Genomic DNA, 24,639 nt, shown 5'->3' with positions numbered 1-24,639 from the left:
CAAATTTTGTAAGGCTGTTTTGTTTTTAAGTTTTTAATACTAATGGTTGATTATTATTTTTTTAATTCCCGTTCCGGCTTTAATATAATAAACCCCTGCGGCCAATTCGTTTACATTTATTCGTTGAATGCCTTGTTGTAAAATGATCCTTTTTACTTCCTCTCCTTTACTGGTAACGATAACTGCTTTTGTATTTATCAAGGAATATGCATTGGTTTTTATAAAGAGTGTATTGGTTACAGGATTGTTTAGCACTATAAGATCATTGTTATCTGCTATGTATTTTATTTCAACAATGTTTGAATAAATATAATGTCCATCTTTATCTGTTATCTTAATACGATAATACATCACCGCATCTTTAGCGGGTACACTGTAATTATAACTATTATCACCTATTCCTTTTGCGGTTAGATTTTTAATTTCAGTAAAATGCATGCGATCAGCGCTTTGCTCAACAGTAAAATAATTTGTATTGAATTCATTGGCTGTATTCCATCTTAATAAAACAGTATTGGAAACAGTTTGCATGGATCCGGAGAAAGATAAAAGCTGTAACGGAACCGTTCCATCTGATATTAAGGTGCTAGCAGTATTGGTAACTACCGGAGAATTATAATCGAAATAAATAGCGGCTGTATTATCAATGGATCCGGAGCTTAGCGTTGATTGTGGTTTTACGCTAAAGCTAACAAAACCATGACTGGCAGGTTCGTTGTATGACCCGGGTAAGAATATATTAGAGAACTCAAATGTTACCAGGTTTCCATTGATGGTTGTTTTACATAAATGAGAACTGCTATTCACCTGTAAGCTATTAGCGTCAAGCAAGCTGCTGAGCGTATCTACAATATAAATATTAACAGCAGATGCATCACCGATATTTTGAAAATGTATGGTATAGTTTATTGGTTTACCTATAGACACTTCGTGCGGAGTAAGCTGCGGAGTAGCTTGTTTATCATTAGGATCAAGAGAAGCAACAATTACATTTGATATACTGTTGGTTAAATTTATTGCATTGGTACTAATGGAAGCCGTTCCATTAAAATGTGTGCCGGATGAAGCAAAAGTATTTACTGTAAAGTAAACAATAAAACTACCCTGCTCTCCTGCTTTCAAATTTGCTATGTGCAAATGAAGCGGACTTCCTGTTCCTGTTATTAATGAATTAGAGCTTGAATCAAACGTAAGTAGTTGTGCATTATAATCGATGGAAATATCGGGCGATAATGTTGTGCTTCCGGTATTGATATAATTTACTTTATAGTAAAAAGGGAAGCCGGGCCTTGCTTCAAAATAAGAACCAATAGCAATATGCAGGCTATCCACATTGGCTATTGGTTGTAAAGCAATGCTGGTAGATACGCTTGTATCGTAGCTGGTAAATGTATAAGAGCTGCTGTCGGGCATTGGTTTGTAATAGTAAGGGGAAATTGTTGTAAGCTTATATTGACCTAAGTTGCCGGTAGTTACAGCAAAGCTTCCATTATTATCTGTAAATGTATACAAGCTATTAGACAGCTGCAGCTTTATATTGGATGCAAAAAATTCGTTGGCATCTTTTATACCATTGCTATTATTATCGTAAAAAACGGTTCCTGTTATTGAAGGAAATTGCTGGCAGTGATAGGTATTGTTTGCAGGATTGCAAATAGTTGAAGTAAATGTGCCGGTTAAATGCTGTGGGCGATTAGGCAGACAGCTGATATTGGTATAAGAGCAACTTAACACCTTTAATGAATCAGGTAATCGAGGCAGACAGGTAAGGTTATTATTATTGTCTACAATTAAATACTTAAGAGTATTCGGTAATTGAGGTAAACTGGTAAACAACCGTGCTCCATTTGAACAATCTAAACTATCCAATGAGTTAGGTAACGCTGATAACTTAGTAAAGAGATTACCTCCGCAAACAAGCGTTTTTAAATTATTAGGCAACGTCGGCAAGGGTGTTAAATTGTCTCCAAAACAGTTAAGATGAGTTAATGAGTTAGGTAAAGCAGGTAAACCAGGACCTTGCCCTCCCAAATAATTACCAAGCTTATAATTACCTGCACAAATTAAATACTCCAGTTTAGCAGGGAGAGCAGGTAAACTGATGAGAGAATCTTGTCCGGAACAATCCAGATAGATTAAAGAATCGGGTAATTGGGGCAAATGCTCCATAGCATTAACGGAGCAATCTAAATACTTTAATGTTTTAGGTAAGGTGGGTAGAGAGGATAATGTCCTATAAATGCCTTCACCCAAATAAGGGTCAAAATAATAACCAGATTGATTAGAGCAATTTAAATACTCTAACGAATCGGGTAAGATGTCTAAAAAATTTATTGCATTGTAACTGCAATCCAAATATTTTAATGAAGAGGGGAAAGCCGGTATAGCAAGCTGTTTAGAAGCATTTGATAAGTTCAGGTGTTGTAAGGAAGATGGAAGAGACGGTATTATAACCAGGTTAGGGCATTGTGATAAATCCAAATACTGTAATGAGGAAGGAAAAGCCGGTATAGTAGTTAAGTTAGTACAATTTGAAAAATCTAAATACTTTAATGACTTAAAATATTGAAGTCCGTCCAAAGATTCAACTATATCTCTGAACTCCATGTCAATAATTAGTGAATCTGCTATTGTAGCGATACAGGTAGTATCCAGCATAAGGTCATTATTAAGACAGGACGGATATTTTTCTTCCAAAAAATACCTGAAACCAAAATCATTGATGTCGACATACTGCGCCTTACTGTTCATACTTAAAAAAGTAAGGCATGCCAATAAGGGTAAAAGCTTTTTCATAAAGCAAATGTTTTGTTGTGTAAGAATTAGTAAAGAAAACTGATACGAATCTTTGATAGGATATTAAACGGAACCGCCTGGGTTGACAATTGAAGCAACACTCTAATGTATATAATTTATTTAATATTATAATAAAAGTATTGGCAGGTTGGTTGTTAAGTAATCATTAAGCGACTTGTCAAAAGGCAATTCTCAAATAAAACAGGGGCAATTAAAAAAGGCACTATAAATCCCGCAGTACTATAAGTTAAAAGCTCAATCCACGAAGACCGTTTACAAAGCAGAAAAAAAGAATTATACAAAAGAACAAAAAGGTAAACAACACTAAAACTAATATTGTAAATGCCTTTAGTGAGAACAACGAGACTCGTTCTTTAACTGAAAAATAGATTATATAAAAGTAGTGAACCAATGCGGCAATCCAAATAAGACTACAAGGCAGAAATAACAACCAATTCAAAAAACGATTCTTTACCCCAAGTCGCATTAAAAGGATATTCACTATACATAAACTTACTATGGCAATTATATAAGTGCGACTGCGGTTTTCTAATTTATCTATATTCATATGGTAGGGCTACAAGATAAAAATTATTTTAATAAGAAGAATTAGAAAGCATTAAGAGGACCGGCCAGATATTATCAGAGGACTATAAGTTTATAATGACATAGATCAATAATTGGCAGAGGACTATTTTTTAGAAAAAAATAAAGGCGTAGACTAGTAGTATAAATTACTTTTTAACTACTAAATTATTTGTTATGCCAAATGAAAACAGATCGTACAAGCTAATTCCTATCGATGTAATTAACCAGATAAATTCGCTATTAACGCAGGCCTCACAAGCGATAGCCCCTTTTCTTACTCCGTTAAACCCTGATGAGCGACAATCTATGACAAAGATGGGCGACAAGTCGGTTGCCTTTGTAACCAAAGCAAATGATTACAATAAAAGCGACCCCCAGTTTTTACCCGCCTTTATTGTTTCACAAGATTTTGATATTGATGTGAACAACGCAGTTAATGTTACTCCATTGGCAAACCTTGGACATACATTAGCTAATAGCTTGGCCGATATTGCTATGCTTGCCGGCAGCGAAGCATTTTATGCTGCCCGTGCTTACTACAGCAATGTAGTATTAGGTGAAAGCCATGGTGCCCGTAATGCCCGCACTATTCACGAAGAATTAAAGAAACGGTATCCGGGTGGTAACAGGAGTAAAGCAGGAGATGTTACTGCCGGTTCTTAAAAATACATGTTGTTTGAATTAGAAATAAGAGTCACCGCTGTTGGGTGGCTCTTTCTTTTGCTTTAAAACCTCCTGAACTATGCAAACAACTTGCACCTCTTAGCTAATTACCGCAAACTCACTTTTAACAACCCTGCCAACGAAGCTTTTACTCCAAAGCCACAGTTATTAAACTGATTACCGAAACACTTTTACTGAATGATCAGAGCTAAAGGCTACAAAGTTGGAGTTACGAACTGTCAATCTGCAGTTTTTTATTTGATGTTGTAGTAAAAGCTTTGAAAGATCGGAGTTTGGTGCTCTGCGACTGAAGTTTTTTACTGCATTGGTGGAGTTAAAAGCTGAATCTTTCAGAGTTTTTAGATTTAGTAAACGATTTAAAAATAGATTGGAACTCGGATGAACTTGTCACAGATTAGACGCCAGTAGGTTTATACTATTACAACCCTCTTTTACAACACTTTTGGATTTATACCATTACCCAAATTGTAGATAAAATTCCCTTATCCTTATTATAACTCTTCTTTTACTATAGAATAAAATCGCTTTAACTTTTTTTTAAAACGCTGTGGCACGGTTGTGGAAATATAGTGTTCGTTAACATTTTTAAACAAAAAATTTAATTACTATGAGTACATCAGAATATTCAGTGCCAGGCTCCGAAAATCAGCCATCACAACAAAAAGGAAAAAATGTGATCATCGGAATATTAACTGCAGCGCTTATTCTTGTAGGAGGATATTTGATTGTAGATAAAAACAGGTCCGGTGAAACAATTCAAACTCAGCAAAGCCAAATTGCGAAAGTAACCGATGAGAAAAGTGATTTACAAAAAAGCTTTGACGCATCGTTGGTACGTCTGGATTCAATGACCAATTTCAGCAATACCCTGCAAACAAAGTTGGCAGAAAGCAACCAGGAAATTGATAAAACAAAAGCAGAAATCCGCAGCATCTTAAATAAGAAAAATGCTACAGCTGCAGAATTGAACAAAGCAAAATCATTGATCGCCGACTTGAATGGAAAAATAACTGATATGCAAAATCAAATTGCACAGTTAACCCAGGATAACCAAATGCTAACGCAAGACAAGGCCACCTTAACGCAGGCAAAAGACAAATTAACGCAGGATCTGGCTACATCAGACAGCTCCAATAAAGCGCTTAGCAACAAAGTAGATGTTGCTTCTACATTGAATGCGTCCAATATTTCTATTACACCCGTAAAAATTAAAGGAAGCGGAAAAGAAAAAGTAACCACTACTGCTAAACGTGTAGATAAAATGGTGATCTCTTTCGACGTTGACAACCGCATTGCTCAGACAGGTGCAACAGATGTATATGTTTGTGTTATTGGTCCTGACGGAAAACCTGTTATTCAGGATTCTTCCGCTGCATCAACCTTTACAACACGTGAAGAAGGGGATAAACCTTATTCAGCTAAAGTAACAGTTGATATTGAAACAGCTAAGAAGAAAAATGTAGAGTTTGCGTTTAAGCCAAGCTCTCAATTCCAGGAAGGAAGTTACACTATCCAGATCTATCAAAACGGATTTAAAATTGGAGAAGGAACAAAAGAATTAAAGAAAGGCGGCATCTTCGGATAAAAGATATTTAATATCCATAAAACTGAAAAAAGCTACTTCTAAACAGAGGTAGCTTTTTTAGTTAGCAGCTTTAAAAAATTTATACAGCAGCAGCAATATCTTTATCTTTAAGCTGCTAACATGTAATTCATGAGAATACTTTTACTTACTTTATTATTGCTCCCTTCTTTTGTTTTTGCACAGGAGCTTATTGGTATATGGACAGGCGTTTTATCAACCTCACAACAAAAGCTTCCGTATGAAGTGGCATTTTTTCAAGACAGCGGAAAAATAGTGGCGTACTCTTATATCAGCTTTCCTATAAAAAATTCAGAAGAAGTTGCGCTTAAAAAATTATCTATCAGTGAAGACGACGGTAAAATAATTACAGAAGATAAAACCCTGGTGTATGACACGTATAAAGATGAAGGAGCCAAAAAAATAAAACAGGTAGATGAGTTTTCTTTTAAAGATGATGGCAAAAAGTTGAGCGGCTCTTTTACGGTAAAACGGGTAATGGATCTAAAGCCTATCGGCGGACAGATCGCTTTGCAAAAAACAGATAACCCGGACACTTCAAAATTATACGCCAAATTGCTGGAGCTTAATTTAGCCACCCCATTCTCTTTTAAAACAAAAAAGAAAATGAATGATAAAGTTGAAGTAGTGGATAATGATATACCTAAAACTGACACCGGGCAATTATTGGTTCAGCAAAAAAAATTACCTGAAGTAAAAGCAATAGCACCGCCGCCTGTTGAGAAAAAAGATACAACAGCAATTGCTATAGTAAAACCCAAAGAAGAAGCCGTTGCTCCGCCCACTACCGTTATTTCAAAACCTGAACCGATCATTAAAAAAGTAGATACTACCCAAAAACAAAAAGCGATCGTAATAAATAAGCCCGCTGTAAAACCTGTTGATACTACAGCAAAAACAACTGTTGTAAAAGCAGATAAAACGGTAGCCGTAAACAAACCGGCACCACCGGCAGCTAAGCCCGCCACTCCACAACCCAAGCCAACAGTTATATCAAAACCGCAAGCACCGCCTGTTGTACAAAAACCGGCGCCCGTAGCACCCAAACCGCAACCGGTAATTGCAAAGCCGGCACCTACGGTTACTCCACCCCCCGTTGTTGCAAAACCGCCTGTGCCAAAGCCACCACCTGTTTTTGTTCCTGCCGGCTCGGCAAAGGACATTGCTAAACGCACTATTGAAAATATTCAAACACTATACTTTACATCGGATAGTGTAACCATTACTTTATACGATAATGGTTATGTAGATGGTGATACCGTAAGTGTATTATTGAACGGAGTTGTTATTATGGGTAAAGAAGGGTTGAGCACCAACCCGGTTACTAAAACTATTTATACAAATGAAGTTGGCGACTCCATGCAAATTGTGATGTACGCGGAAAATTTGGGAAGCATACCACCTAATACCGGTGTATTGATATTAAAAGATGGTAAAAAAAGATACGAGGTCCGTTTCTCCGGTGATCTGGAAAAAAATGCTGCGATCACTTTAAGGCGACGAAAGGAAGGAGAAGAATAGATTTACTCTTCTCGCTTCTCCGGGCGCATTTGCGGAAAGAGCAACACATCCTGTATAGAAGGCTGGTTTACGAGCAACATACACAACCGGTCTATTCCAAAACCAATACCGGCAGTTGGCGGCATGCCATATTCTAAGGCACGTAAAAAGTCATGATCAATGAACATCGCTTCATCATCTCCACGTTCCATTAATTTTACCTGGTCTTCAAAACGTTCACGCTGATCGATCGGGTCATTTAATTCACTGTAGGCATTGGCAATTTCTTTACCATTTACGATCAACTCAAAACGCTCTACCAAGCCGGGTTTGCTGCGATGCTTTTTAGTAAGCGGGCTCATCTCTACGGGGTAATCGGTAATAAATGTTGGTTGTATATAATGATGCTCACATTTTTCGCCAAAGATCTCATCGATCAATTTTCCTTTACCCCATTTTGCATCTGCGTGTATGCCTAGTTGTTGGCAAGCACTTCTTGTTTCGGCTTCATCCATTTCGGAAAGATCGAAACCGGTATGTTCTTTAATAGCCTCTAAGATCGAGATCCTTTTATACGGAGCTTTAAAATCAATTTCTTTATCTCCTGATGTTATAACGGTTGTGCCGTTGGTAGCAATGGCAGTTCTCTCTAACAGCTGTTCCGTCGTATCCATCATCCATTCATAATCTTTATACGCTACATAAAATTCCAGTACAGTAAATTCAGGATTGTGCGTTCGGTCCATTCCTTCATTGCGGAAGTTGCGACTGAATTCATACACCCATTCAAAACCGCCAACGATCAAACGTTTTAAATAAAGTTCATTGGCAATACGCAAATACATCGGTATGTCCAATGCATTGTGATGTGTAATGAACGGGCGTGCGGCTGCACCACCGGGAATACTTTGCAGAACAGGCGTATCAACTTCCAATGCATTGTGTTCATTTAAAAAATCACGGATAGCGTTTATCATTTTTGAACGCTTTACAAAAACTTCTTTTACTCCGGGATTTACAATTAAGTCTGCATAGCGTTGACGATAGCGAAACTCAGGATCGGTTACTTCGTCAAACGCTTCGCCATCTTTTTCTTTTACCACCGGTAACGGGTGCAAGGATTTTGCCAGCAACGAAAACTCTTTTACATGAATAGAGGTTTCGCCTGTTTTAGTAGTAAATACATATCCTTTAATGCCGATAATATCACCAATATCTAATAATTTTTTCCAAACGGTTTGATACAATGTTTTATCGTCTGTTGGGCAGATGTCATCTTGCTTAATGTACACCTGTATCTTTCCTGAAGCGTCCTGTATCACGGCAAAATTGGCCTTACCCATATCGCGGATGCTCATGATACGGCCGGCAATACATACCTCTGCAAATTGTTCTTTGTTTTCTTCGCCTTTATAGTTTTGTTTGATGAACAATGCGGAGGTATTTACCGGGTATAATGCAGCAGGATAGGCATCAATTCCCAGTTTGTTTAATTCATCTAATTTTCCCCTGCGAATAATTTCCTGTTCGGACAAATGTGAACTCATAAAGGCTTTTTAAAATTTTTGCAAAGATAGAGGTGAATGGGCAATAGTGAAAGGTAGTGTAAGGTTAAAGTGTGGTGCACCTGTTAAGTATGCTTCTGCCCTATACAAATAAAAACCGCCGGGCATTGCGAAAGGCAATGCCCGGCGATGCACAATTAAATATTTAAACCACCGCAGGCACTGATAACCTGTCCGGTTACATAACTACTCAAGTCGCTTGCTAAAAACAGCGTAACGTTCGCAATATCTTCAGCAGAACCAAATCTGCCTAAAGGAATACCTGCTTTGTATTTGTCGGCTGCTTCGCCTTCTTTTAAATAGCTGGTCATATCCGTTTCAACAAAGCCGGGGGCAATGGCGTTGCAACGAATATTTCTGCTTCCTAATTCTTTAGCAATGCTTTTTGTAAAACCAATCACACCGGCTTTTGATGCGGCATAGCTTGCCTGCCCGGCATTACCGATCTCGCCAATGATAGAGCTCATATTAATGATGCTTCCGCTTTTTGCTTTCATCATCGGGCGGATAACCTGCTTGGTTATATTAAATACACTATTCAGGTTTACATTAATTACTTCCTGCCATTGTTCGGGAGTAAGGCGCAACATTAAATTGTCTTTGCTGATGCCGGCATTGTTTACGGCAATATCTATTTTACCAAACTCTTTTAATATATCGTTCACCAATGTTTCGCTGGCTGCATAATCAGCCGCATTGCTTTGATAGGCTTTTGCTTTTACGCCTAACGCTGTCAATTTATCTTCCAATGCTTTTGCTTTGTCGGCGCTGCCGGCACTTACATATGTAAATGCAACATCCGCACCATGCTCAGCAAATTTTATGGCGATGCCTTCGCCAATACCACGGGCAGCACCGGTTATCAGAGCTGTTTTTCCTTCTAGTAATTTCATTGTTTATTTTTATGTTGTCGGCAAATGTACAGAAATCAACATCCTTGTGTCACTCTCTTGTACGTTTTGTTTTCTATTGTACTTTTTTTGAAAATGCAATGATTTCTTCCAGTAATTTTCTTTCATTACTCAATCTTGGCACTTTATGTTGGCCGCCTAATTTGCCTTTGCTGCGCAGCCATTCTTTAAAAGTTCCTTTAGCTAATTGATGAACAATAGGCAGCCTCAACGCAATATCTTTATAACGCTTTGCTTCATAATCGCTGTTGATCGCTTTCAATTCATTATCAAGTTCAATAGTGAATTGTTGAAGGTCTGCCGGTTCTTTTTCAAATTCAATTAACCATTCGTGGGCGCCATTGCTACCTTCGCTAAAATAAACGGGCGCCGCTGTATAATCCGTAATGATGGCATTTGTTTTTTCAGCAGCAACTGCAATGGCTTTATCCGAATTATCAATAATTACTTCTTCGCCAAAAGCATTGATATAATGCTTTAACCTGCCGGATACTTTTATGCGGTATGGATTTAAGGAAGTGAATTGAATGGTATCTCCCACCAAATATCTCCACAATCCACCGGTAGTACTGATCACTAATGCATAATTATTGCCTATCTCTACTTTGTCTAAACCAATTGTTTTAGGGTCTGGTTTTCCGTATTCTTCTATCGGCATGAATTCGTAAAAAATTCCATGCTCGGTAAATAACAACATGCCATCGTTATCCGGGAGATCTTGTCCTGCAAAGAAGCCTTCACTGGCATTGTATATTTCCAAATAGTTTATAGGAGCCCCGATGATCTTGTCAAACTGTTCACGGTAAGGAACAAACGAAACACCACCATGAATATATAATTCAAGGTTTGGCCAAACTTCTTTAATAGTTGTTTTGCCTTTTATTTCTAAAATCCGTTTTAATAATAATAAGGTCCAGGTGGGAACGCCGGCTAAAGAGGTTACGTTTTCTTCCGCTGTTGATTGCGCCAGCTTTTCAATTTTGTTTTCCCATTCATCTAATAAGGCAACGCTTAATTCCGGTGTACGCAACCATTGTCCCCAGAAAGGAGAGTTCTGCATCAGCACAGCGCTTAGGTCACCATACTGAATTTCTTCGTTCACCTTGCTTATTTGATGAGAACCGCCGACCACCAATCCTTTACCTGTTAATAAGTCGCTGGATGGAAAATTTTTGTAGTAAGTAGTCAATACATCTTTGGATGCCTGGTAGTGATTGTCCTGTAAGCTTTCTTCACTCACAGGTATAAACTTGCTTTTATCGCTGGTCGTTCCGGATGATTTCGCAAACCAGGTTATGGGTGTATTCCACAAAATATTATTCTCGCCATTCATCATCCGTTGGATGTACGGTTTTATATCATCATACTGATGAATAGGAACATGTTGTTTGAATTGCCGGACAGTAAATAATTTGGAGAAATTATGTTTTTTACCAAACTCTGTGTATTGCGCTTCTGTTACCAGGTGTTGCAAAACCTCACGTTGTGCTGCAATTGGATTGTTCGTCCAATTTTCGATGCGCCAGTTGCGCATACGTGCTAATCTCGATATGGCCGGCGAAAGCAACTTCATACCGTAGCAAAATACACAATAGAATCGTAATGATAAAATTAGTTAAGACAACATAGAGAAGAATGGTTATGCTTGCCTTGCTTCATCATGCAAATAATCTTTGCGTTTTAACTCAAAGTTTCTGCCAAGATATAAGCTTCTTACCTGTTCATCCGCAGCTAATTCTTCGGCAGTACCATGTTTAAAGATCTTACCGTCTATTAAAAGATAGGCTCTGTCGCAGATGGAGAGTGTTTCGTTTACATTGTGATCGGTGATAAGTATGCCGATATTTCTATATTTTAACCTTGCTACAATGGTTTGAATGTCTTCTACTGCAATGGGGTCAACCCCTGCAAAAGGTTCATCCAATAAAACAAACTTTGGGTCAACTGCCAGCGAGCGGGCAATTTCTGTTCTTCTTCTTTCCCCGCCACTTAATGTATCGCCATTGTTTTTGCGTACATGTTGCAGGTGAAACTCATTTAATAAAGTTTCTAGTTTTTCTTTTTGTTCATCTTTGCTAAGCCTGGTCATTTCCAAAACAGCCTTCACATTATCTTCTACACTTAGTTTTCTGAAAACGCTTGCCTCTTGAGGTAAATAACCAATACCCATCTGTGCCCTTTTATACATGGGCATTTTAGTGATGTTGATATCATCTAAATATACTTCACCTTCATCCGGCTTAACCAAACCCACTACCTGGTAAAAAGAGGTGGTTTTGCCGGCACCATTCGGTCCTAATAAACCAACGATCTCCCCTTGCTTTACATTAAAGGAAACATGGTTTACTACTGTGCGGCTGCCGTATTTTTTTACAAGATCTTTGGTTTGTATCGTAAGACTCATGGAACAAATTTAGTGTAAACATGTAAAAGCCTTTGCAGAACACAATATTTAACCGGAGTTTGTGTTTTAGTGAGTACTTGACTAAGTTTGTATATATTTAAAAATATGAAAGTAACCGACCATATTGCGCAGGCTAAAGACACGCTGGTTTCATTTGAGATCCTTCCGCCATTAAAAGGTAAAACGATCAACTCCATTTACGAACATTTAGATCCGCTAATGGAATTCAAACCTTCATTTATCAATGTTACTTACCATCGTAGCGAAACGATGTTTAAGAAAAAGGCCGATGGAAGCTTTGATAAAGTGGAAGTGCGTAAACGCCCGGGTACGGTTGCCATTTGTGCGGCTATAATGAATCATTATAAAACCGATGCTGTGCCACACCTTATTTGCGGTGGGTTTTCAAAAAGAGAAACAGAAGACGCATTGATCGATCTGAATTTTTTAGGCATTAATAATGTATTGGCCTTGCGTGGCGATGCTGCTAAAAACGAAGCGCATTTTGAACCGGAAGCAGATGGCCATAATTATGCAATTGATCTGATCAAGCAGGTAATGAATTTAAAGAATGGTATTTACCTGGAAGAAGATATTAAGAATGGCGGCAAGCCTGATTTTTGCATTGGCACAGCAGGCTATCCTGAAAAACATTTTGAGGCACCGAACCTGCAAACTGATCTGATCCGCTTAAAAGAAAAAGTAGATGCAGGAGCTGATTATATAATGACACAGATGTTTTTCGATAATCAGAAGTTTTTCCAATTTGTGAAAGATTGTAAAGCAATGGGCATTAATGTTCCTATCATTCCGGGATTAAAACCTATTACCAATAAAAAGCAATTAAGCATTTTACCTAAAATATTTCATGTAGATATTCCTTCTGATCTGTCGAATGCAATTTTAAAAACTAAAACTGATGAAGAGGTTGAAAAGATCGGAACGGAATGGTTAATTCAACAATCTAAAGAATTAAAAAAGTTTGGCGTGCCGGTATTACATTATTATACGTTGGGAAAACCAAAGGTTATTTATAATGTAGTGAAAGAGGTTCTTTAAAATATTTGTAAACTGTAGCCAGGGACATACTACTAACTTGCCCAATAGTAATATGCAGTATAAGTGAGTGATCCTTCATTCCTCAGGACAAACTCAACGGTGATGAGTAGACGCTAAAATGATTGTCTCAAAAAACTACGCAGCGTATTCCAGCTTTTCTTTTACAACAGGAAGATGTAAATACCAGCAAAGTCCTAATAACAAATAGTTATTGTCAATGCTTTCAGGTTTAAGATTACAGGAAGTTGAATGTTGTGCACTATCTGAAACGGTTAATTCTGATGAATTTTGTACTTTATAAGTAAACTTCTTTTCCTCAATAATAAGTGTCCCGCCATTATTCCCCCATTTTTCTGAAGTAAGACTTCCGACTTCCAAACCATATTCATTCATGAAAATATTTTTACCGGTTAATGCACCTGCGCTTTGCATAAAAAACAAACGCTGGTATTGCCCGGAAATCACTCTGGCAGAGCGATGCAAAGGATTATACTTCAAAACAACTATGCATTCATCGTTTTGTAACAAATGAAACTCCTGCAGAGCCGCATTTGGACCGCTTACTAGTACCCATCTCATAAGTGCTTACTTTAGAATGAAAAGGTACATCTTAACTTTTATACTTGCAACCTGTGTTTTTTGCGTAACAATTTGTTAATATTGGTTAATGCTATAATATTTAGATTGCTAAAAAATTTTACTAAAAAATACTAAAAAAATTAGTGTTGATAAAGAAAACCTATTATCTTTGACTCAAGATTTAAATTTAACACGTAAAACCAGATACATCACTTAATAAAACTTAGACACATGAGTAACGCAGAAAAATTAAAAGCATTAAAACTAACAATTGACAAGATTGATAAGGATTTTGGTAAGGGTTCCGTAATGATGATGGGCGAAAAACCACACCTGGAACAGGAAGTAATTTCTACCGGTTCGTTAGGGTTGGATGTGGCGCTGGGAATTGGTGGTTTGCCCAAAGGACGCGTAATTGAAATTTATGGTCCTGAGAGCAGCGGTAAAACAACCATTGCCACGCATGTAATTGCAGAAGCGCAGAAAAAAGGCGGTATGTGTGCTATTATAGATGCGGAGCATGCTTTTGACAGCTCTTATGCGCAAAAATTGGGCGTTGATATAGATAATTTATTGATCTCCCAACCGGATTACGGAGAGCAGGCATTGGAAATTGCAGATAGATTGATATTGTCGGGAGCCTTGGATGTAGTGGTAATAGATTCTGTTGCGGCGCTGGTTCCAAAAAGCGAGTTGGAAGGTGAAATGGGCGATAGTAAAATGGGCTTACAAGCTCGTTTAATGAGCCAGGCTTTGCGTAAGCTGACTGCTACTATTGCTAAAACAAATTGCTGCTGCATCTTTATTAACCAGCTGCGTGAAAAGATCGGAGTAATGTTCGGTAACCCTGAAACTACTACCGGTGGTAATGCGTTGAAATTCTATGCTTCAGTACGTCTGGATATTCGCAGAATGGCACAGATAAAAGATGGCGATGAAGCAATCGGTAACCGCGTAAAAGTAAAAGTGGTAAAGAATAAAGTGGCTCCGCCATTCCGTAGCGCAGAGTTTGATATAATTTTTGGAGAAGGTGTTTCAAAGACCGGTGAAATTATTGATATGGGCGTTGAATTAGGTATTGTTCAAAAAAGCGGTAGCTGGTTTAGCTATGATACCAATAAATTAGGACAAGGAAGAGATGCTGTAAAACAATTATTATTGGATAATCCTGAATTAAGTAAGGAAATTGAAGCTAAAATAAGAGCAAAAATTGCAGAAATGCAAGCCGCATAATGTTTTGTGATGGGTTAGTTAGTAATAAAAGGGCCATTCCGAAAGGGGTGGTTTTTTTGTTGTATGAGTAGGAAAGGCTAGCTTTTTGAATTTGTTATTTTTTTAAACAAGCTCCCGATTGTTAGCGGTATTGCTCTAAGCCAAATGGCTGCTTGAATAAGCGCTACAAAAAATTTGTATTGGCTGCCGCTGTAATGTTTTTTTACAAAGATTGCCATAGCGCCATAAAAGTGTTTTACATAATTTAAATCGCCGGCTTTGGTGCTTTCGCCTTTAAAGTGAATGATACTCGTTTCGGCAAAATAATAGTTTGTATATCCTGCTTTTTGTATGCGATAGCTAAGGTCAACATCTTCACCATACATAAAAAATTGTTCATCAAAACTGCCGACCTCATCCAATACTTTTTTAGGATGCATCATAAAAGCACCAGCTAAAACATCTACTTCATGGGTGCTATGTTCATCTAAATTTCCCAAATAATATTTGGCAAATGTTGGAGAAGCAGGAAATAGGTCCGCTAAACCCGTCAGCTTATAGAAGGAAGTAGCTAAACCGGGAAAAGCTCTTTTGCTTTCTTTTAAAAATTTTCCGTTGCCATCAACCATATGTACACCCAATCCGCCAAGATTATTTGTAGCGTTACAAAAAGTCAAACATTTATCAAGGCAATCTTCCGGAATAATTGTATCGGGATTTAAAAATAAAATATACTCGCCTCTACATTGGCTTAATGCAATATTGTTGGCTTTTGCGAAACCGAGATTTTGATTATTCCATAAAAATTTTACAGAAGAAAATCTATTAGCAAAGAACTCTTTGCTTCCATCGGTAGAATTATTATCTACCACAAAAATTTCTGTAGTAATATTTGCAGATGCTTTTAGTACAGAATTAAGGCAATCCTCTAAAAAAAACTTTACGTTATAGTTTACTATGATGATCGATAGCCGCAAATAAAAAGTTTATACTACGAAATACGATTTTTTATAGCAGTATTCAAAATATTAAGAAGTTGCTTGCTGGCTTATATTCATAGAGGCAGCTACCATACGGATCTCACCATAACTCATAATTCCTTTTAGTTCGCTGAATAAGGCTTTATAGTTTTCGGAACCTGCTTTTTCAATGGCTGCTTTAATTTCAATTTGCTTTTCTATGCTTACTAAATTATCAATATTAATTTCCCCTGTTTGAATAAAGTGTGCTAAGTGCCCTTCAATAGTGCTTATTGTAAAGCTCCGGTCTTTAGCAATTTCGCTAATTGTTTTTCCTTGCTTGTATAAATTTAATGTAAGCGTTTTTGTATCAATCTTTTCTTCTGTTGTTGCTTTGGTTTTCGTGCTCTTTTTTGTAACAGGCTCTTTTAAATTGATAAGAGATACTAAATTATTTTCAGTGCAATATTGCTGCACTGTATCAAGTATCTCATCGCCGTACTTTTCTACCTTAGCTCTTCCAAAGCCGCCAATTTGCTGCAGCTCTTTTTTTGTTAAAGGAAGATATTGACATATCTCCATTAAAGAAGCTTTATTGGCAACCATGTATATTGGCTGACCGGTTTCTTTTAATATATTATCTCTCCAAATCCGTAATTTATCATATAAAGCCATGTTGGCTGTATCCGTAATGGTTACTGTTTCTTTTTTTGCGCCGGCATAACTATTAATAGAAAACTTAGGCGTTACAAATTTCAATTTGTAATGCAAAAAATCCCTGATCGAAAAAGCATTCTTACAATATTCTAAAAAGTAAAGAGAAGTGTAAATTGTTATTGCTGTATTTTGTAATTGCTCGTTAATTACAGCAGAGGTTTCTTTATGTTCTGTACTAAGAATTGTATTTTTTACTGAGCTAAGATATTGAGTCGATCTTGGAATAAAGTGATTGGCTGCGTCATTAATACGCTTTTGTAACAAAGGGTTTTTTTCAATCACTCCTTCTTCTTTTAATAGTTCATTGACAAGTAAAATGAATTTTTCCCCAACAGATTTATCGGAAATAACATTTTGCTTAAGGTTGCCTATCCATTCAATACTTCCATCACTTAACTTAAGATGCTGTTCTTTTATATGATATTCCAATGAGTTTAAAGCAAGAAGAATATTAGTAAAAGAGAATATCTCTTGCATTAACTGTTGTGTAAATAATTTTCTTGCTCCTTCAAAACGTTCTGCCAGCGAGCCTTTATGTGCTAATGATTGCTGAGCTTTTAAAACATTGTCGTTATTAAAAAGCGTAGCAGCATTCAATTTAGATAACAATACAATACCATCCAGGCTGGTACATCTGCTTAATGCAACATATACCTGTCCGCTGCTGAATGATGCGCCTGCATCTATCATTACTTTTTCAAAAGTTAATCCCTGGCTTTTATGAATAGTAATAGCCCATGCCAATCGCAAAGGATATTGTGTAAACATGCCCAATGTTTCCTGCTCCAATTTCCCATCTTCCCTATTTAATACATAACGACTGTTTTCCCATGTTTCCTTTCGAACATCAATATCAAAACCATCACATTCCACAATAATTCGTTCATCTTCTAAATTTTTCACTACGCCTATCTTACCATTAAAATATCTTTTTTGTACCGCATCATTTTTTAAAAACATTACTTGTGCTCCAACCTTTAGAACTAATGCTGCTTCTGCAGGAAAATTATTTTCTGCAAAATCTCCTTCTATATCTGCCTTATATGTTTTTGCAGGTGCAATTATTCTGTTTAATTGTTGCTCATTAATGGCATCTGCTTGCTTATTGTGTGAGGTAAGTGTAATATATTTCTCTTCTTCAGTTGGCGTGAAGGTGGGATTATAGCGCAGATGCAGGTCCTCAAAATCATCTGCGTCCATATTATTGGTGCGTACTTTATTTAATAGTCGTACAAATGATTCTTCTTTCTGCCGATAAATTTTATTTAACTCAATCAATAAAGGCATTTGTTCTTTTATCGCCAGGCTATCAAAAAAGAAAGGGGAAGAATAATACTCTTGTAAAATCATCCATTCATGTTGTTGTGCAACGGGTGGCAATTGAAACAGGTCGCCAATGCACAATAGCTGAACACCGCCAAAAGCAAGATCATGATTACGACGCACACTTCTTAATATTGTATCAATAGCATCTAAGGTATCTGCACGTACCATGCTTATTTCATCAATGACCAGCAGTTCCATTTTACGTAACAATTGTTGCCGTTGCCCTGTAAAACGAAGCTTAGACAACAATTCTGATTTATTATTAGCCGTTGGTAAAAAAGGGTGGAACGGCAATTGAAATAAGCTGTGCAAAGTAACCCCTCCTGCATTGATCGCTGCTACTCCTGTTGGCGCAGCAACTACAATATTCTTTGCACAATTATCTTTCAGGTATTTTAAAAAAGTGGTTTTGCCTGTCCCGGCTTTACCGGTAAGAAAAATATTTTCACTGGTTTCAGTAACAAATCGAAACGCCAGGTCAAAGACCTCGTTATGTTCTACTATAAATGAAAGTGACATGTTGATAGATAACAAAGTTAAATTAAGTAAAATATAGTTTTGATAAACATTCCGTATGAGAATAATGACATTTATCAGCATATTATAAATTTGATCTTCTCTACTTGCTTATTGCCCCTGTGAAATATCACTTTCTTATCTTTGCGCCATGTTAAAAGCTACACTGATCAAGGCTACAGAAGCGGGAGCAGAAGAATTGAGGCGTTTTTTCAATGGCGAGTTTAAAATTTCTAATAAAGAAGGAATCAATAACCTGGTTACAGAAGCTGATCATGCAGCAGAGAAAGCGATCTTCAAGGTTATCAAAGATGAATTTCCGAATCATTTTATTTTAAGTGAAGAGGCGGGCGAGATAAAAATGGATAGTGAATATAAATGGATCATTGATCCTATTGATGGTACCGTGAATTTTGCAAATGGTATCCCTATTTGTTGTGTAAGCATAGCTGTAGAACAAAATGGAAAGATGATATTGGGAGCTGTTTATAATCCCTTTTTGAATGAATTCTTTTTTGCAGAGAAGGGAAAAGGGTCCACATTGAACGATAAAAAAATATCTGTAAGCAACAAAACAGAAGTAGTTAAAAGTTGTTTAGTTACCGGATTTCCTTACACGTATCTTGATTCTGAAAATGGACCGTTGCAAGTGTTTGAGCGTTTTATTCGAAAAGGAATTGCTGTGAGACGTTTGGGTAGTGCTGCTATTGATCTTTGTTGGGTGGCTGCCGGAAGATTTGATGGTTTTTATGAACATAAATTGCAGTCGTGGGATAGTGCAGCGGGGTTTTTAATGGTAGAAGAGGCTGGTGGAAAGATAACAGACTTTGATGGAAATTATTATTCTGTATATCAACCTCATTTATTGGCAACAAACGGAAAAATACACGAGGAAATGTTGGATGTGATAAACAATAAAAAACAATTATGAGCGAAGCAAGAACCGAAATAGCATCATTAGGTGAATTTGGACTAATAGATCATCTTACCCAAAACAATGAAACAAAAAATGCTTCTACTGTTTTGAGCATAGGGGATGATGCCGCTGTGATCGATCATTTCGGAAGACAAACCGTTATATCAACCGATATGCTGGTAGAAGGGATTCATTTTGATCTGATGTACACTCCATTAAAGCATTTAGGGTATAAAAGCGTAGTGGTGAATATCAGTGATATCTATGCAATGAACGCCACGCCTACACATATTACCCTAAGCATTGCCGTTAGCAGCCGCTTTAGCCTGGAAGCATTGGATGAATTTTACGAAGGCGTTTATCTTGCTTGCGAAAAATATAATATAGATTTAATCGGTGGTGATACCACTTCTTCACAAAAAGGATTCGTAATTTCAATTACCGCTATTGGTGAAGTAGCGCCTGAAAAATATGTAAAGAGAAGTACAGCAAATAAAGGAGATCTTGTTTGTGTGAGTGGATTTTTGGGCGGGGCTTATTTGGGACTGACCTTATTGGAAAGAGAAAAGAAAATATTTTTAGAAAGCCCGGGTGTGCAACCGGATCTGGAAAGCCAGTCTTATATTGTGGGAAGATTATTGAAGCCTGAAGCCAGGAAAGATATAATTGAGTTTTTTGCGGAAAATAATATTACGCCAACATCCATGATGGATATAAGTGATGGACTAAGCAGCGATCTGATGCATATTTGTAAACAAAGCGAAACAGGCTGTGTATTGTATGAAGATAAGATTCCTGTGTATGAAGAAGCCCGCCAATATGCGTATAAATTAGAGGTAGACCCGACAGCATGTGCATTAAGCGGCGGCGAAGATTATGAATTGTTATTTACAATTGCACAAAATGATTACGAAAAAATTAAACTGAACGACCAGATAAGTGTGATAGGATATATAACGGAAGCAAATGAAGGACAAACGATTATTACAAGAGGAGGCAATAAACATGCGCTGGTTGCTCAGGGTTGGAATCACCTGAAAAGCTAATCTATAAAAATGCTCTATCGGATATTTTTACCGGCAGTTATTTGCATTGCCTTGCTATCGGGCTGTGCAGCCAGTAAAAATTATAACCCGAATAAGAAATATTCCGTTCAACAGCTTCAGCAAGACTATACTTTATTAAGAAAAATTTTAGAGGCAAAACATCCCTCACTTTATTGGTACACATCAAAAGACAGCATGAACATGTTTTTTGATAACGGGTATAAAAGCATAACCGATTCAATGACCGAATTGCAGTTTGGCTGGAATGTATTGGCTCCCGTTATTAATAAAATCCGTTGCGGGCATACAAGCTTCAGCATGAGCAAGAACTGGTATCAATTTCAACAAAAAATAAGAATTCCTTCTTTCCCTCTTCATCTGAAAGTGTGGAAAGACACTATGGTAATAATAGAAAATCTTAATAAAAAAGATTCTATATTAAAACAGGGAATGCTTGTTACCTCTATTAATGGTATGCGCAATAATGAAACTATTAAAACAATGTTTGATTATTTACCGTTAGATGGGTATGCCGACAATGTAAATTATGTACGCATCAGCAGTAATTTTCCTTTTTATCATAGAAATGTTTTTGGAGTTTATAGTACTTACCGGGTAGGGTATATTGATAGCATGGGAAAAGAAAAAAGCACGATTGTGCCAATGTATATTCAATCTCCCGATACCGGTAGAAATAAAATTGTAGATTCTTCTGAAAGCAAAATAACCAGGCATCAATTACATAAGCTATATATTAAAAACCTTCGGTCATTTACCATAGATGCAAGCTTAAAGACGTCAGTCATTACATTAAATACGTTTACAAACGGAAGACGAAAACACTTGCGGCATTTTATAAAATCTTCGTTCAGAACCATTCGCAAAAATAAAATTGGAAATGTAATTCTTGATCTGCGAAGGAACGGTGGCGGTGATCTTAATATGAGCATGGTGTTGGCAAAGTTTTTACGCAACACTCCATTTAAAGCAACAGATTCTGCTTTTGCTGTAACCAAAAGCCTAAAGCCTTATACCGGTTATATTAAGCATGGTTTTATTAATAATCTTGGTTTCTTTTTATTAACCAAACGGCGTAAAGATGGCTTAGTACATTATGGCTATTTGGAACACCATCTTTTTAAACCCAAAGTAAAAAATCATTTTAACGGTAAGCTGTATGTGCTGGTGAATGGGCCAACTTTTTCTGCATCTACAATTTTTTGTAACCAGGTTAAGGGACAAGAAAACGTAAAAATTGTTGGTGAAGAAACCGGCGGCGGCTGGTATGGCAATGATGGTGTTATGATTCCGGATATTACTTTACCAATTACCAAACTAAGAGTTCGGTTACCTTTATTTCGTATCGTGCAATACAATCATGTTCCCTTCAAAGGAACAGGAATTATGCCTGACATTTATATTCCACCAACGGTAGATGGTGTACGAAACTCAGAGGATAGGAAAATGGAGATAGTGAAACAAATGATCAAAGAAGAAAATAAGTAATAAGCTGATCTAATTCAAACCTGTATATTAAAATCATCCGCATCTTTCCAAAAAGGAAATTTCGTTCTAACCTCTTCTAATTTTTCTTTTTCTAAAGCGATAGTGAAAACGTCCTCCTCATCAGCCATGTGATACAGCACTTGCCCAAGCGGGTCAACGATCAATGAATTACCGCTATGATAAATAGTATTCCCATCATTGCCTACCCGGTTAACACCAATAACATAACACTGATTTTCTATTGCCCTTGCGCATAATAATGTTTTCCAGGCATGAATTCTTTTATCCGGCCAATTAGCTACATATATCAATACATCGTATTCCGGTTCATCTTTTATTTGCTGGCGAGCCCAAACAGGGAAGCGTAGATCATAACAAACCTGTAAGTTCACTTTCCATCCTTTTACAGAAGCAATCAATCGCTTAGTACCGGCAGTATAATGCGTGTGTTCATTACCGTAAGCAAACAAATGCCGCTTATCATAAAATCCATATTCACCGTTGGGTAACATCCAGATCAAACGATTAAAAAACCTGTCATTTTCTTTTATAATGACACTTCCGGTGAGTATTATTTTATTTTGAGCAGCAATTCTTTTCATCCATTGCACCGTTTCTCCTTCCAGGTCTTCTGCTAAGCGTTCCGGCTGCATGCTAAAGCCCGTGCTAAACATCTCCGGTAATATCACTATCTCTGTTTTTTCTTCAATAGCATTGATCTTTTCTTCCAGCATAGCAAGATTAGCAGCCTTGTTTTCCCAATGTAAATTTGTTTGTATGGTAGTTATAATAAGCGGCACCTTTTTTCGTTTATACTGAGAAAGTAATACGTAAATATTAGAGAATTTGCAATATTTAGATTAAATTTAATTTACAAACATAATTAAAACCTAACCAATATACTCATAACAATTTGCCCAAGCGATATTGTTGTAAGTAAGCTTCGCAGCTAATTCCTATGCGCCCAGTTCCTACTTCAATATCCAAAAAATTAAAGCCAATACATCTTGCTGCAATAATTTTTCTAACGGTATCCGGAGGGCCTTATGGCATTGAGCCTTTATTATATTTTGCAGGCAACCATGCTGCTTTATTGTTGTTGATACTTGTTCCTTTATTATGGGATATTCCCACCATTTTTACCGTGCTGGAATTAAACAGTATGATGCCGGTGAATGGCGGTTATTATCAATGGGTAAAACGGGCAATGGGAAAGCGTTTTGCATTATATGAAGGTTGGTGGACATGGCTCTACACGTTTGTTGATCTGGCTATTTACCCTGTATTGTTTGTTGAGTATGCTGCATTTTTCTTTCCTCAATTAGCAGCGTATAAAATTCCGGTTTGTTTAGTTATTATCTGGCTTTGTGCTGCTATTAATATATTGGGTATTATGCCCGTGGGGAAAATCTCTATTGTACTAACTGCTATAGTATTGATTCCGTTTTTAATATTTTTTGTGTTAGCGTTTTCGCAACATCATGATTTTTCTATTCCTCACCTTTCATTGCATGGCGTCGGCTTTTCATCTATCGGGATGGGGCTATATACAGTAATGTGGAATTTTTTAGGGTGGGATAATACTACCACGTATGCAGAAGAGGTTGATAAGCCGGTTAAGTCTTATCTTACTTCTGTTGGGATTGCCTTTGGATTAGTATTTCTAATTTACTTTGTAACAATTGTAGCTGCACAAGCTTCCGGAATAGACTACGCAACATTGAAAGAAGAAGGTTTCCCCGCTTTGGGAAGATTGATAGGGGGTAAATGGTTGGGAGTTATCCTTGCAATTGGCGGCATGGCTAGTACATTAGGTTTGTTTTCTGCCGTATTATTGTCTGTATCCCGTGTTCCAAAAGTGATGGCAGATGATAAACTTCTTACAGAAAAATTAAGTGCATTACATCCGAGATTCAACACACCTTATATTTCTATTATTGTTTGCGCTGTGGTGGTAAGCATTATGATATTCTGGTCTTTTGAAGAGTTGGTAGTGATAGATGTAACCCTCTATGGTGCTGCACTTTCATTAGAGTTTGTATCACTGATCGTTCTGCGGGTAAAAGCACCGAATGAGCATCGGCCATTTAAAATACCACTGAATGTTACCGGGCTTTGTCTAATGATACTGCTTCCTTTATGCGTTTACGCTATTGCACTTACAGCTGCCTTAAAAAAGCTAGGCACACATCCTGCACTTTTTGCCATTGCCATTTTATTTACTGCCGAAATAGTGTGGCAAATTATTGTATGGCGTAATCCGCAGGTTGCAACAGCCAATAGTTAAATGTTCTTTATAAGATCAACAATAATGTCTGTTTCAAAACCTTTCTGCAATAAATAATTCTGTAGCTTTCTTTTTTTAATAAAGATGTTTTTCTCGCTTTTCAGTGTTTTTAATTTTTCGGAATAGAGTTTTTTTACAGTTTTTAAATAATCATCTTCATCAATTGACCGTAATGCTTTTTTAATGCAGTATTCACTTATCTGTTTTTGCTTTAATGCATGTTTGATCTTTATCTTGCCCCATTGTTTTATTCTAAAATGTCCACCCGCAAATTGAATAGCAAAACGCTCTTCGTTTAAATAGTTTTCTCCAATCAAAATAGCGATGGTTTCTTCTACTTTATTTTTATATAAGCCAAGGCTATATAGCTTTTCTCTTACTTCGCTTTGGCAGCGTTCCTGGTAGGCGCAGTATTGCTTAATTTTTTGAAGGGATTGTTCGGGTGTAAGCATTTGCAAAACTATG

19 protein-coding genes are annotated in these 24,639 nt (G+C 37.0%); 9 read left to right on the top strand and 10 right to left on the bottom strand.

The window, feature by feature from the left end:
• Positions 1–39 precede the first annotated feature (39 nt).
• Positions 40–2,796: a DUF7619 domain-containing protein gene (locus K9M53_RS15685; RefSeq protein ID WP_224016679.1), complete on the bottom strand. Its 2,757-nt coding sequence runs from the start codon at positions 2,794–2,796 to the stop codon at positions 40–42.
• Between the two features lie 762 nt (positions 2,797–3,558).
• Here K9M53_RS15685 and K9M53_RS15680 point away from each other — a divergent pair.
• The 3 genes from K9M53_RS15680 to K9M53_RS15670 all read left to right on the top strand — a co-directional run bounded on the left by K9M53_RS15680 (position 3,559) and on the right by K9M53_RS15670 (position 7,192).
• On the top strand, positions 3,559–4,047 hold the full coding sequence (locus K9M53_RS15680) for a hypothetical protein (RefSeq protein ID WP_224016677.1): 489 nt from the start codon (positions 3,559–3,561) through the stop codon (positions 4,045–4,047).
• 628 nt (positions 4,048–4,675) lie between these two features.
• Complete coding sequence (locus tag K9M53_RS15675) at positions 4,676–5,653, top strand: hypothetical protein (RefSeq protein ID WP_224016676.1); 978 nt, start codon at positions 4,676–4,678, stop codon at positions 5,651–5,653.
• A gap of 129 nt (positions 5,654–5,782) precedes the next feature.
• Entirely contained in the window at positions 5,783–7,192 is a 1,410-nt protein-coding gene (locus tag K9M53_RS15670; RefSeq protein WP_224016674.1) for a hypothetical protein, read from the top strand.
• Between the two features lie 2 nt (positions 7,193–7,194).
• Here the strand turns inward: K9M53_RS15670 and lysS are convergent, their stop codons facing one another.
• From lysS to lptB, 4 genes are all read right to left on the bottom strand, one after another.
• On the bottom strand, positions 7,195–8,718 hold the full coding sequence (gene lysS / locus K9M53_RS15665) for a lysine--tRNA ligase (protein WP_224016672.1): 1,524 nt from the start codon (positions 8,716–8,718) through the stop codon (positions 7,195–7,197).
• 155 nt (positions 8,719–8,873) lie between these two features.
• Positions 8,874–9,629 carry a 3-oxoacyl-[acyl-carrier-protein] reductase gene (gene fabG, locus K9M53_RS15660; protein ID WP_224016670.1) on the bottom strand — a complete coding sequence of 252 codons (756 nt, stop codon included), beginning with the start codon at positions 9,627–9,629 and terminating at the stop codon, positions 8,874–8,876.
• Positions 9,630–9,702: 73 nt separating this feature from the next.
• On the bottom strand, positions 9,703–11,220 hold the full coding sequence (locus tag K9M53_RS15655) for a GH3 auxin-responsive promoter family protein (protein ID WP_224016668.1): 1,518 nt from the start codon (positions 11,218–11,220) through the stop codon (positions 9,703–9,705).
• Between the two features lie 66 nt (positions 11,221–11,286).
• Positions 11,287–12,051 (bottom strand): LPS export ABC transporter ATP-binding protein, encoded by a 765-nt coding sequence (gene lptB, locus K9M53_RS15650; RefSeq protein ID WP_224016667.1) that lies wholly within the window; start codon positions 12,049–12,051, stop codon positions 11,287–11,289.
• Positions 12,052–12,156: 105 nt separating this feature from the next.
• Here lptB and metF point away from each other — a divergent pair, with 105 nt between their 5' ends.
• Positions 12,157–13,110 carry a methylenetetrahydrofolate reductase [NAD(P)H] gene (metF, locus tag K9M53_RS15645; protein ID WP_224016666.1) on the top strand — a complete coding sequence of 318 codons (954 nt, stop codon included), beginning with the start codon at positions 12,157–12,159 and terminating at the stop codon, positions 13,108–13,110.
• Positions 13,111–13,245: 135 nt separating this feature from the next.
• On the opposite strand, the gene K9M53_RS15640 is transcribed toward metF, so the two are convergent.
• Positions 13,246–13,689 (bottom strand): hypothetical protein, encoded by a 444-nt coding sequence (locus K9M53_RS15640; RefSeq protein WP_224016665.1) that lies wholly within the window; start codon positions 13,687–13,689, stop codon positions 13,246–13,248.
• A gap of 231 nt (positions 13,690–13,920) precedes the next feature.
• Between K9M53_RS15640 and recA the strand changes: the two genes are divergently transcribed.
• Positions 13,921–14,922, top strand: coding sequence for a recombinase RecA (gene recA / locus K9M53_RS15635; protein ID WP_224016663.1), 1,002 nt, complete (start codon positions 13,921–13,923; stop codon positions 14,920–14,922).
• 77 nt (positions 14,923–14,999) lie between these two features.
• On the opposite strand, the gene K9M53_RS15630 is transcribed toward recA, so the two are convergent.
• Positions 15,000–15,878, bottom strand: a complete 879-nt coding sequence (locus tag K9M53_RS15630; protein ID WP_224016662.1) for a glycosyltransferase family 2 protein — start codon at positions 15,876–15,878, stop codon at positions 15,000–15,002.
• Positions 15,879–15,929: 51 nt separating this feature from the next.
• Positions 15,930–18,422, bottom strand: coding sequence for a helix-turn-helix domain-containing protein (locus tag K9M53_RS15625; RefSeq protein ID WP_224016660.1), 2,493 nt, complete (start codon positions 18,420–18,422; stop codon positions 15,930–15,932).
• A gap of 148 nt (positions 18,423–18,570) precedes the next feature.
• Here K9M53_RS15625 and K9M53_RS15620 point away from each other — a divergent pair, with 148 nt between their 5' ends.
• From K9M53_RS15620 to K9M53_RS15610, 3 genes are read left to right on the top strand one after another with little or no spacing between them, the layout of a single operon-like run.
• Positions 18,571–19,350 carry an inositol monophosphatase family protein gene (locus tag K9M53_RS15620; RefSeq protein WP_224016658.1) on the top strand — a complete coding sequence of 260 codons (780 nt, stop codon included), beginning with the start codon at positions 18,571–18,573 and terminating at the stop codon, positions 19,348–19,350.
• Positions 19,347–20,381, top strand: coding sequence for a thiamine-phosphate kinase (gene thiL / locus K9M53_RS15615; protein ID WP_224016656.1), 1,035 nt, complete (start codon positions 19,347–19,349; stop codon positions 20,379–20,381). The genes K9M53_RS15620 and thiL overlap by 4 nt, the downstream gene beginning before the upstream one ends.
• A gap of 9 nt (positions 20,382–20,390) precedes the next feature.
• Entirely contained in the window at positions 20,391–21,887 is a 1,497-nt protein-coding gene (locus K9M53_RS15610) for a S41 family peptidase (protein WP_224016654.1), read from the top strand.
• 14 nt (positions 21,888–21,901) lie between these two features.
• Here K9M53_RS15610 and K9M53_RS15605 read toward each other — a convergent pair whose 3' ends face one another.
• Positions 21,902–22,687, bottom strand: coding sequence for an amidohydrolase (locus tag K9M53_RS15605; protein ID WP_224016652.1), 786 nt, complete (start codon positions 22,685–22,687; stop codon positions 21,902–21,904).
• Positions 22,688–22,845: 158 nt separating this feature from the next.
• On the opposite strand from K9M53_RS15605, the gene K9M53_RS15600 reads away from it, so the two are divergent.
• Positions 22,846–24,174, top strand: a complete 1,329-nt coding sequence (locus K9M53_RS15600; protein ID WP_224016650.1) for an APC family permease — start codon at positions 22,846–22,848, stop codon at positions 24,172–24,174.
• Here the strand turns inward: K9M53_RS15600 and K9M53_RS15595 are convergent.
• On the bottom strand, positions 24,171–24,626 hold the full coding sequence (locus tag K9M53_RS15595) for a regulatory protein RecX (protein ID WP_224016649.1): 456 nt from the start codon (positions 24,624–24,626) through the stop codon (positions 24,171–24,173). The genes K9M53_RS15600 and K9M53_RS15595 overlap by 4 nt on opposite strands.
• Between the last annotated feature and the right edge of the window lie 13 nt (positions 24,627–24,639).

The organism is Ferruginibacter albus, assembly GCF_020042285.1.
Lineage (GTDB): Bacteria > Bacteroidota > Bacteroidia > Chitinophagales > Chitinophagaceae > Ferruginibacter > Ferruginibacter albus.
This window is presented reverse-complemented; position numbering and strand designations above follow the sequence as displayed.

What these genes read in the sequence shown, in the direction of transcription:
- K9M53_RS15595 (WP_224016649.1), bottom strand. Translation starts at nt 24,626, where the DNA reads ATGCTTACACCCGAACAATCCCTTCAAAAAATTAAGCAATACTGCGCC.
- K9M53_RS15655 (WP_224016668.1), bottom strand. Translation starts at nt 11,220, where the DNA reads ATGAAGTTGCTTTCGCCGGCCATATCGAGATTAGCACGTATGCGCAAC.
- K9M53_RS15600 (WP_224016650.1), top strand. Translation starts at nt 22,846, where the DNA reads ATGCGCCCAGTTCCTACTTCAATATCCAAAAAATTAAAGCCAATACAT.
- K9M53_RS15680 (WP_224016677.1), top strand. Translation starts at nt 3,559, where the DNA reads ATGCCAAATGAAAACAGATCGTACAAGCTAATTCCTATCGATGTAATT.
- K9M53_RS15625 (WP_224016660.1), bottom strand. Translation starts at nt 18,422, where the DNA reads ATGTCACTTTCATTTATAGTAGAACATAACGAGGTCTTTGACCTGGCG.
- metF (WP_224016666.1), top strand. Translation starts at nt 12,157, where the DNA reads ATGAAAGTAACCGACCATATTGCGCAGGCTAAAGACACGCTGGTTTCA.
- K9M53_RS15675 (WP_224016676.1), top strand. Translation starts at nt 4,676, where the DNA reads ATGAGTACATCAGAATATTCAGTGCCAGGCTCCGAAAATCAGCCATCA.
- K9M53_RS15620 (WP_224016658.1), top strand. Translation starts at nt 18,571, where the DNA reads ATGTTAAAAGCTACACTGATCAAGGCTACAGAAGCGGGAGCAGAAGAA.
- lptB (WP_224016667.1), bottom strand. Translation starts at nt 12,051, where the DNA reads ATGAGTCTTACGATACAAACCAAAGATCTTGTAAAAAAATACGGCAGC.
- K9M53_RS15670 (WP_224016674.1), top strand. Translation starts at nt 5,783, where the DNA reads ATGAGAATACTTTTACTTACTTTATTATTGCTCCCTTCTTTTGTTTTT.
- thiL (WP_224016656.1), top strand. Translation starts at nt 19,347, where the DNA reads ATGAGCGAAGCAAGAACCGAAATAGCATCATTAGGTGAATTTGGACTA.
- K9M53_RS15640 (WP_224016665.1), bottom strand. Translation starts at nt 13,689, where the DNA reads ATGAGATGGGTACTAGTAAGCGGTCCAAATGCGGCTCTGCAGGAGTTT.
- fabG (WP_224016670.1), bottom strand. Translation starts at nt 9,629, where the DNA reads ATGAAATTACTAGAAGGAAAAACAGCTCTGATAACCGGTGCTGCCCGT.
- K9M53_RS15685 (WP_224016679.1), bottom strand. Translation starts at nt 2,796, where the DNA reads ATGAAAAAGCTTTTACCCTTATTGGCATGCCTTACTTTTTTAAGTATG.
- recA (WP_224016663.1), top strand. Translation starts at nt 13,921, where the DNA reads ATGAGTAACGCAGAAAAATTAAAAGCATTAAAACTAACAATTGACAAG.
- lysS (WP_224016672.1), bottom strand. Translation starts at nt 8,718, where the DNA reads ATGAGTTCACATTTGTCCGAACAGGAAATTATTCGCAGGGGAAAATTA.
- K9M53_RS15610 (WP_224016654.1), top strand. Translation starts at nt 20,391, where the DNA reads ATGCTCTATCGGATATTTTTACCGGCAGTTATTTGCATTGCCTTGCTA.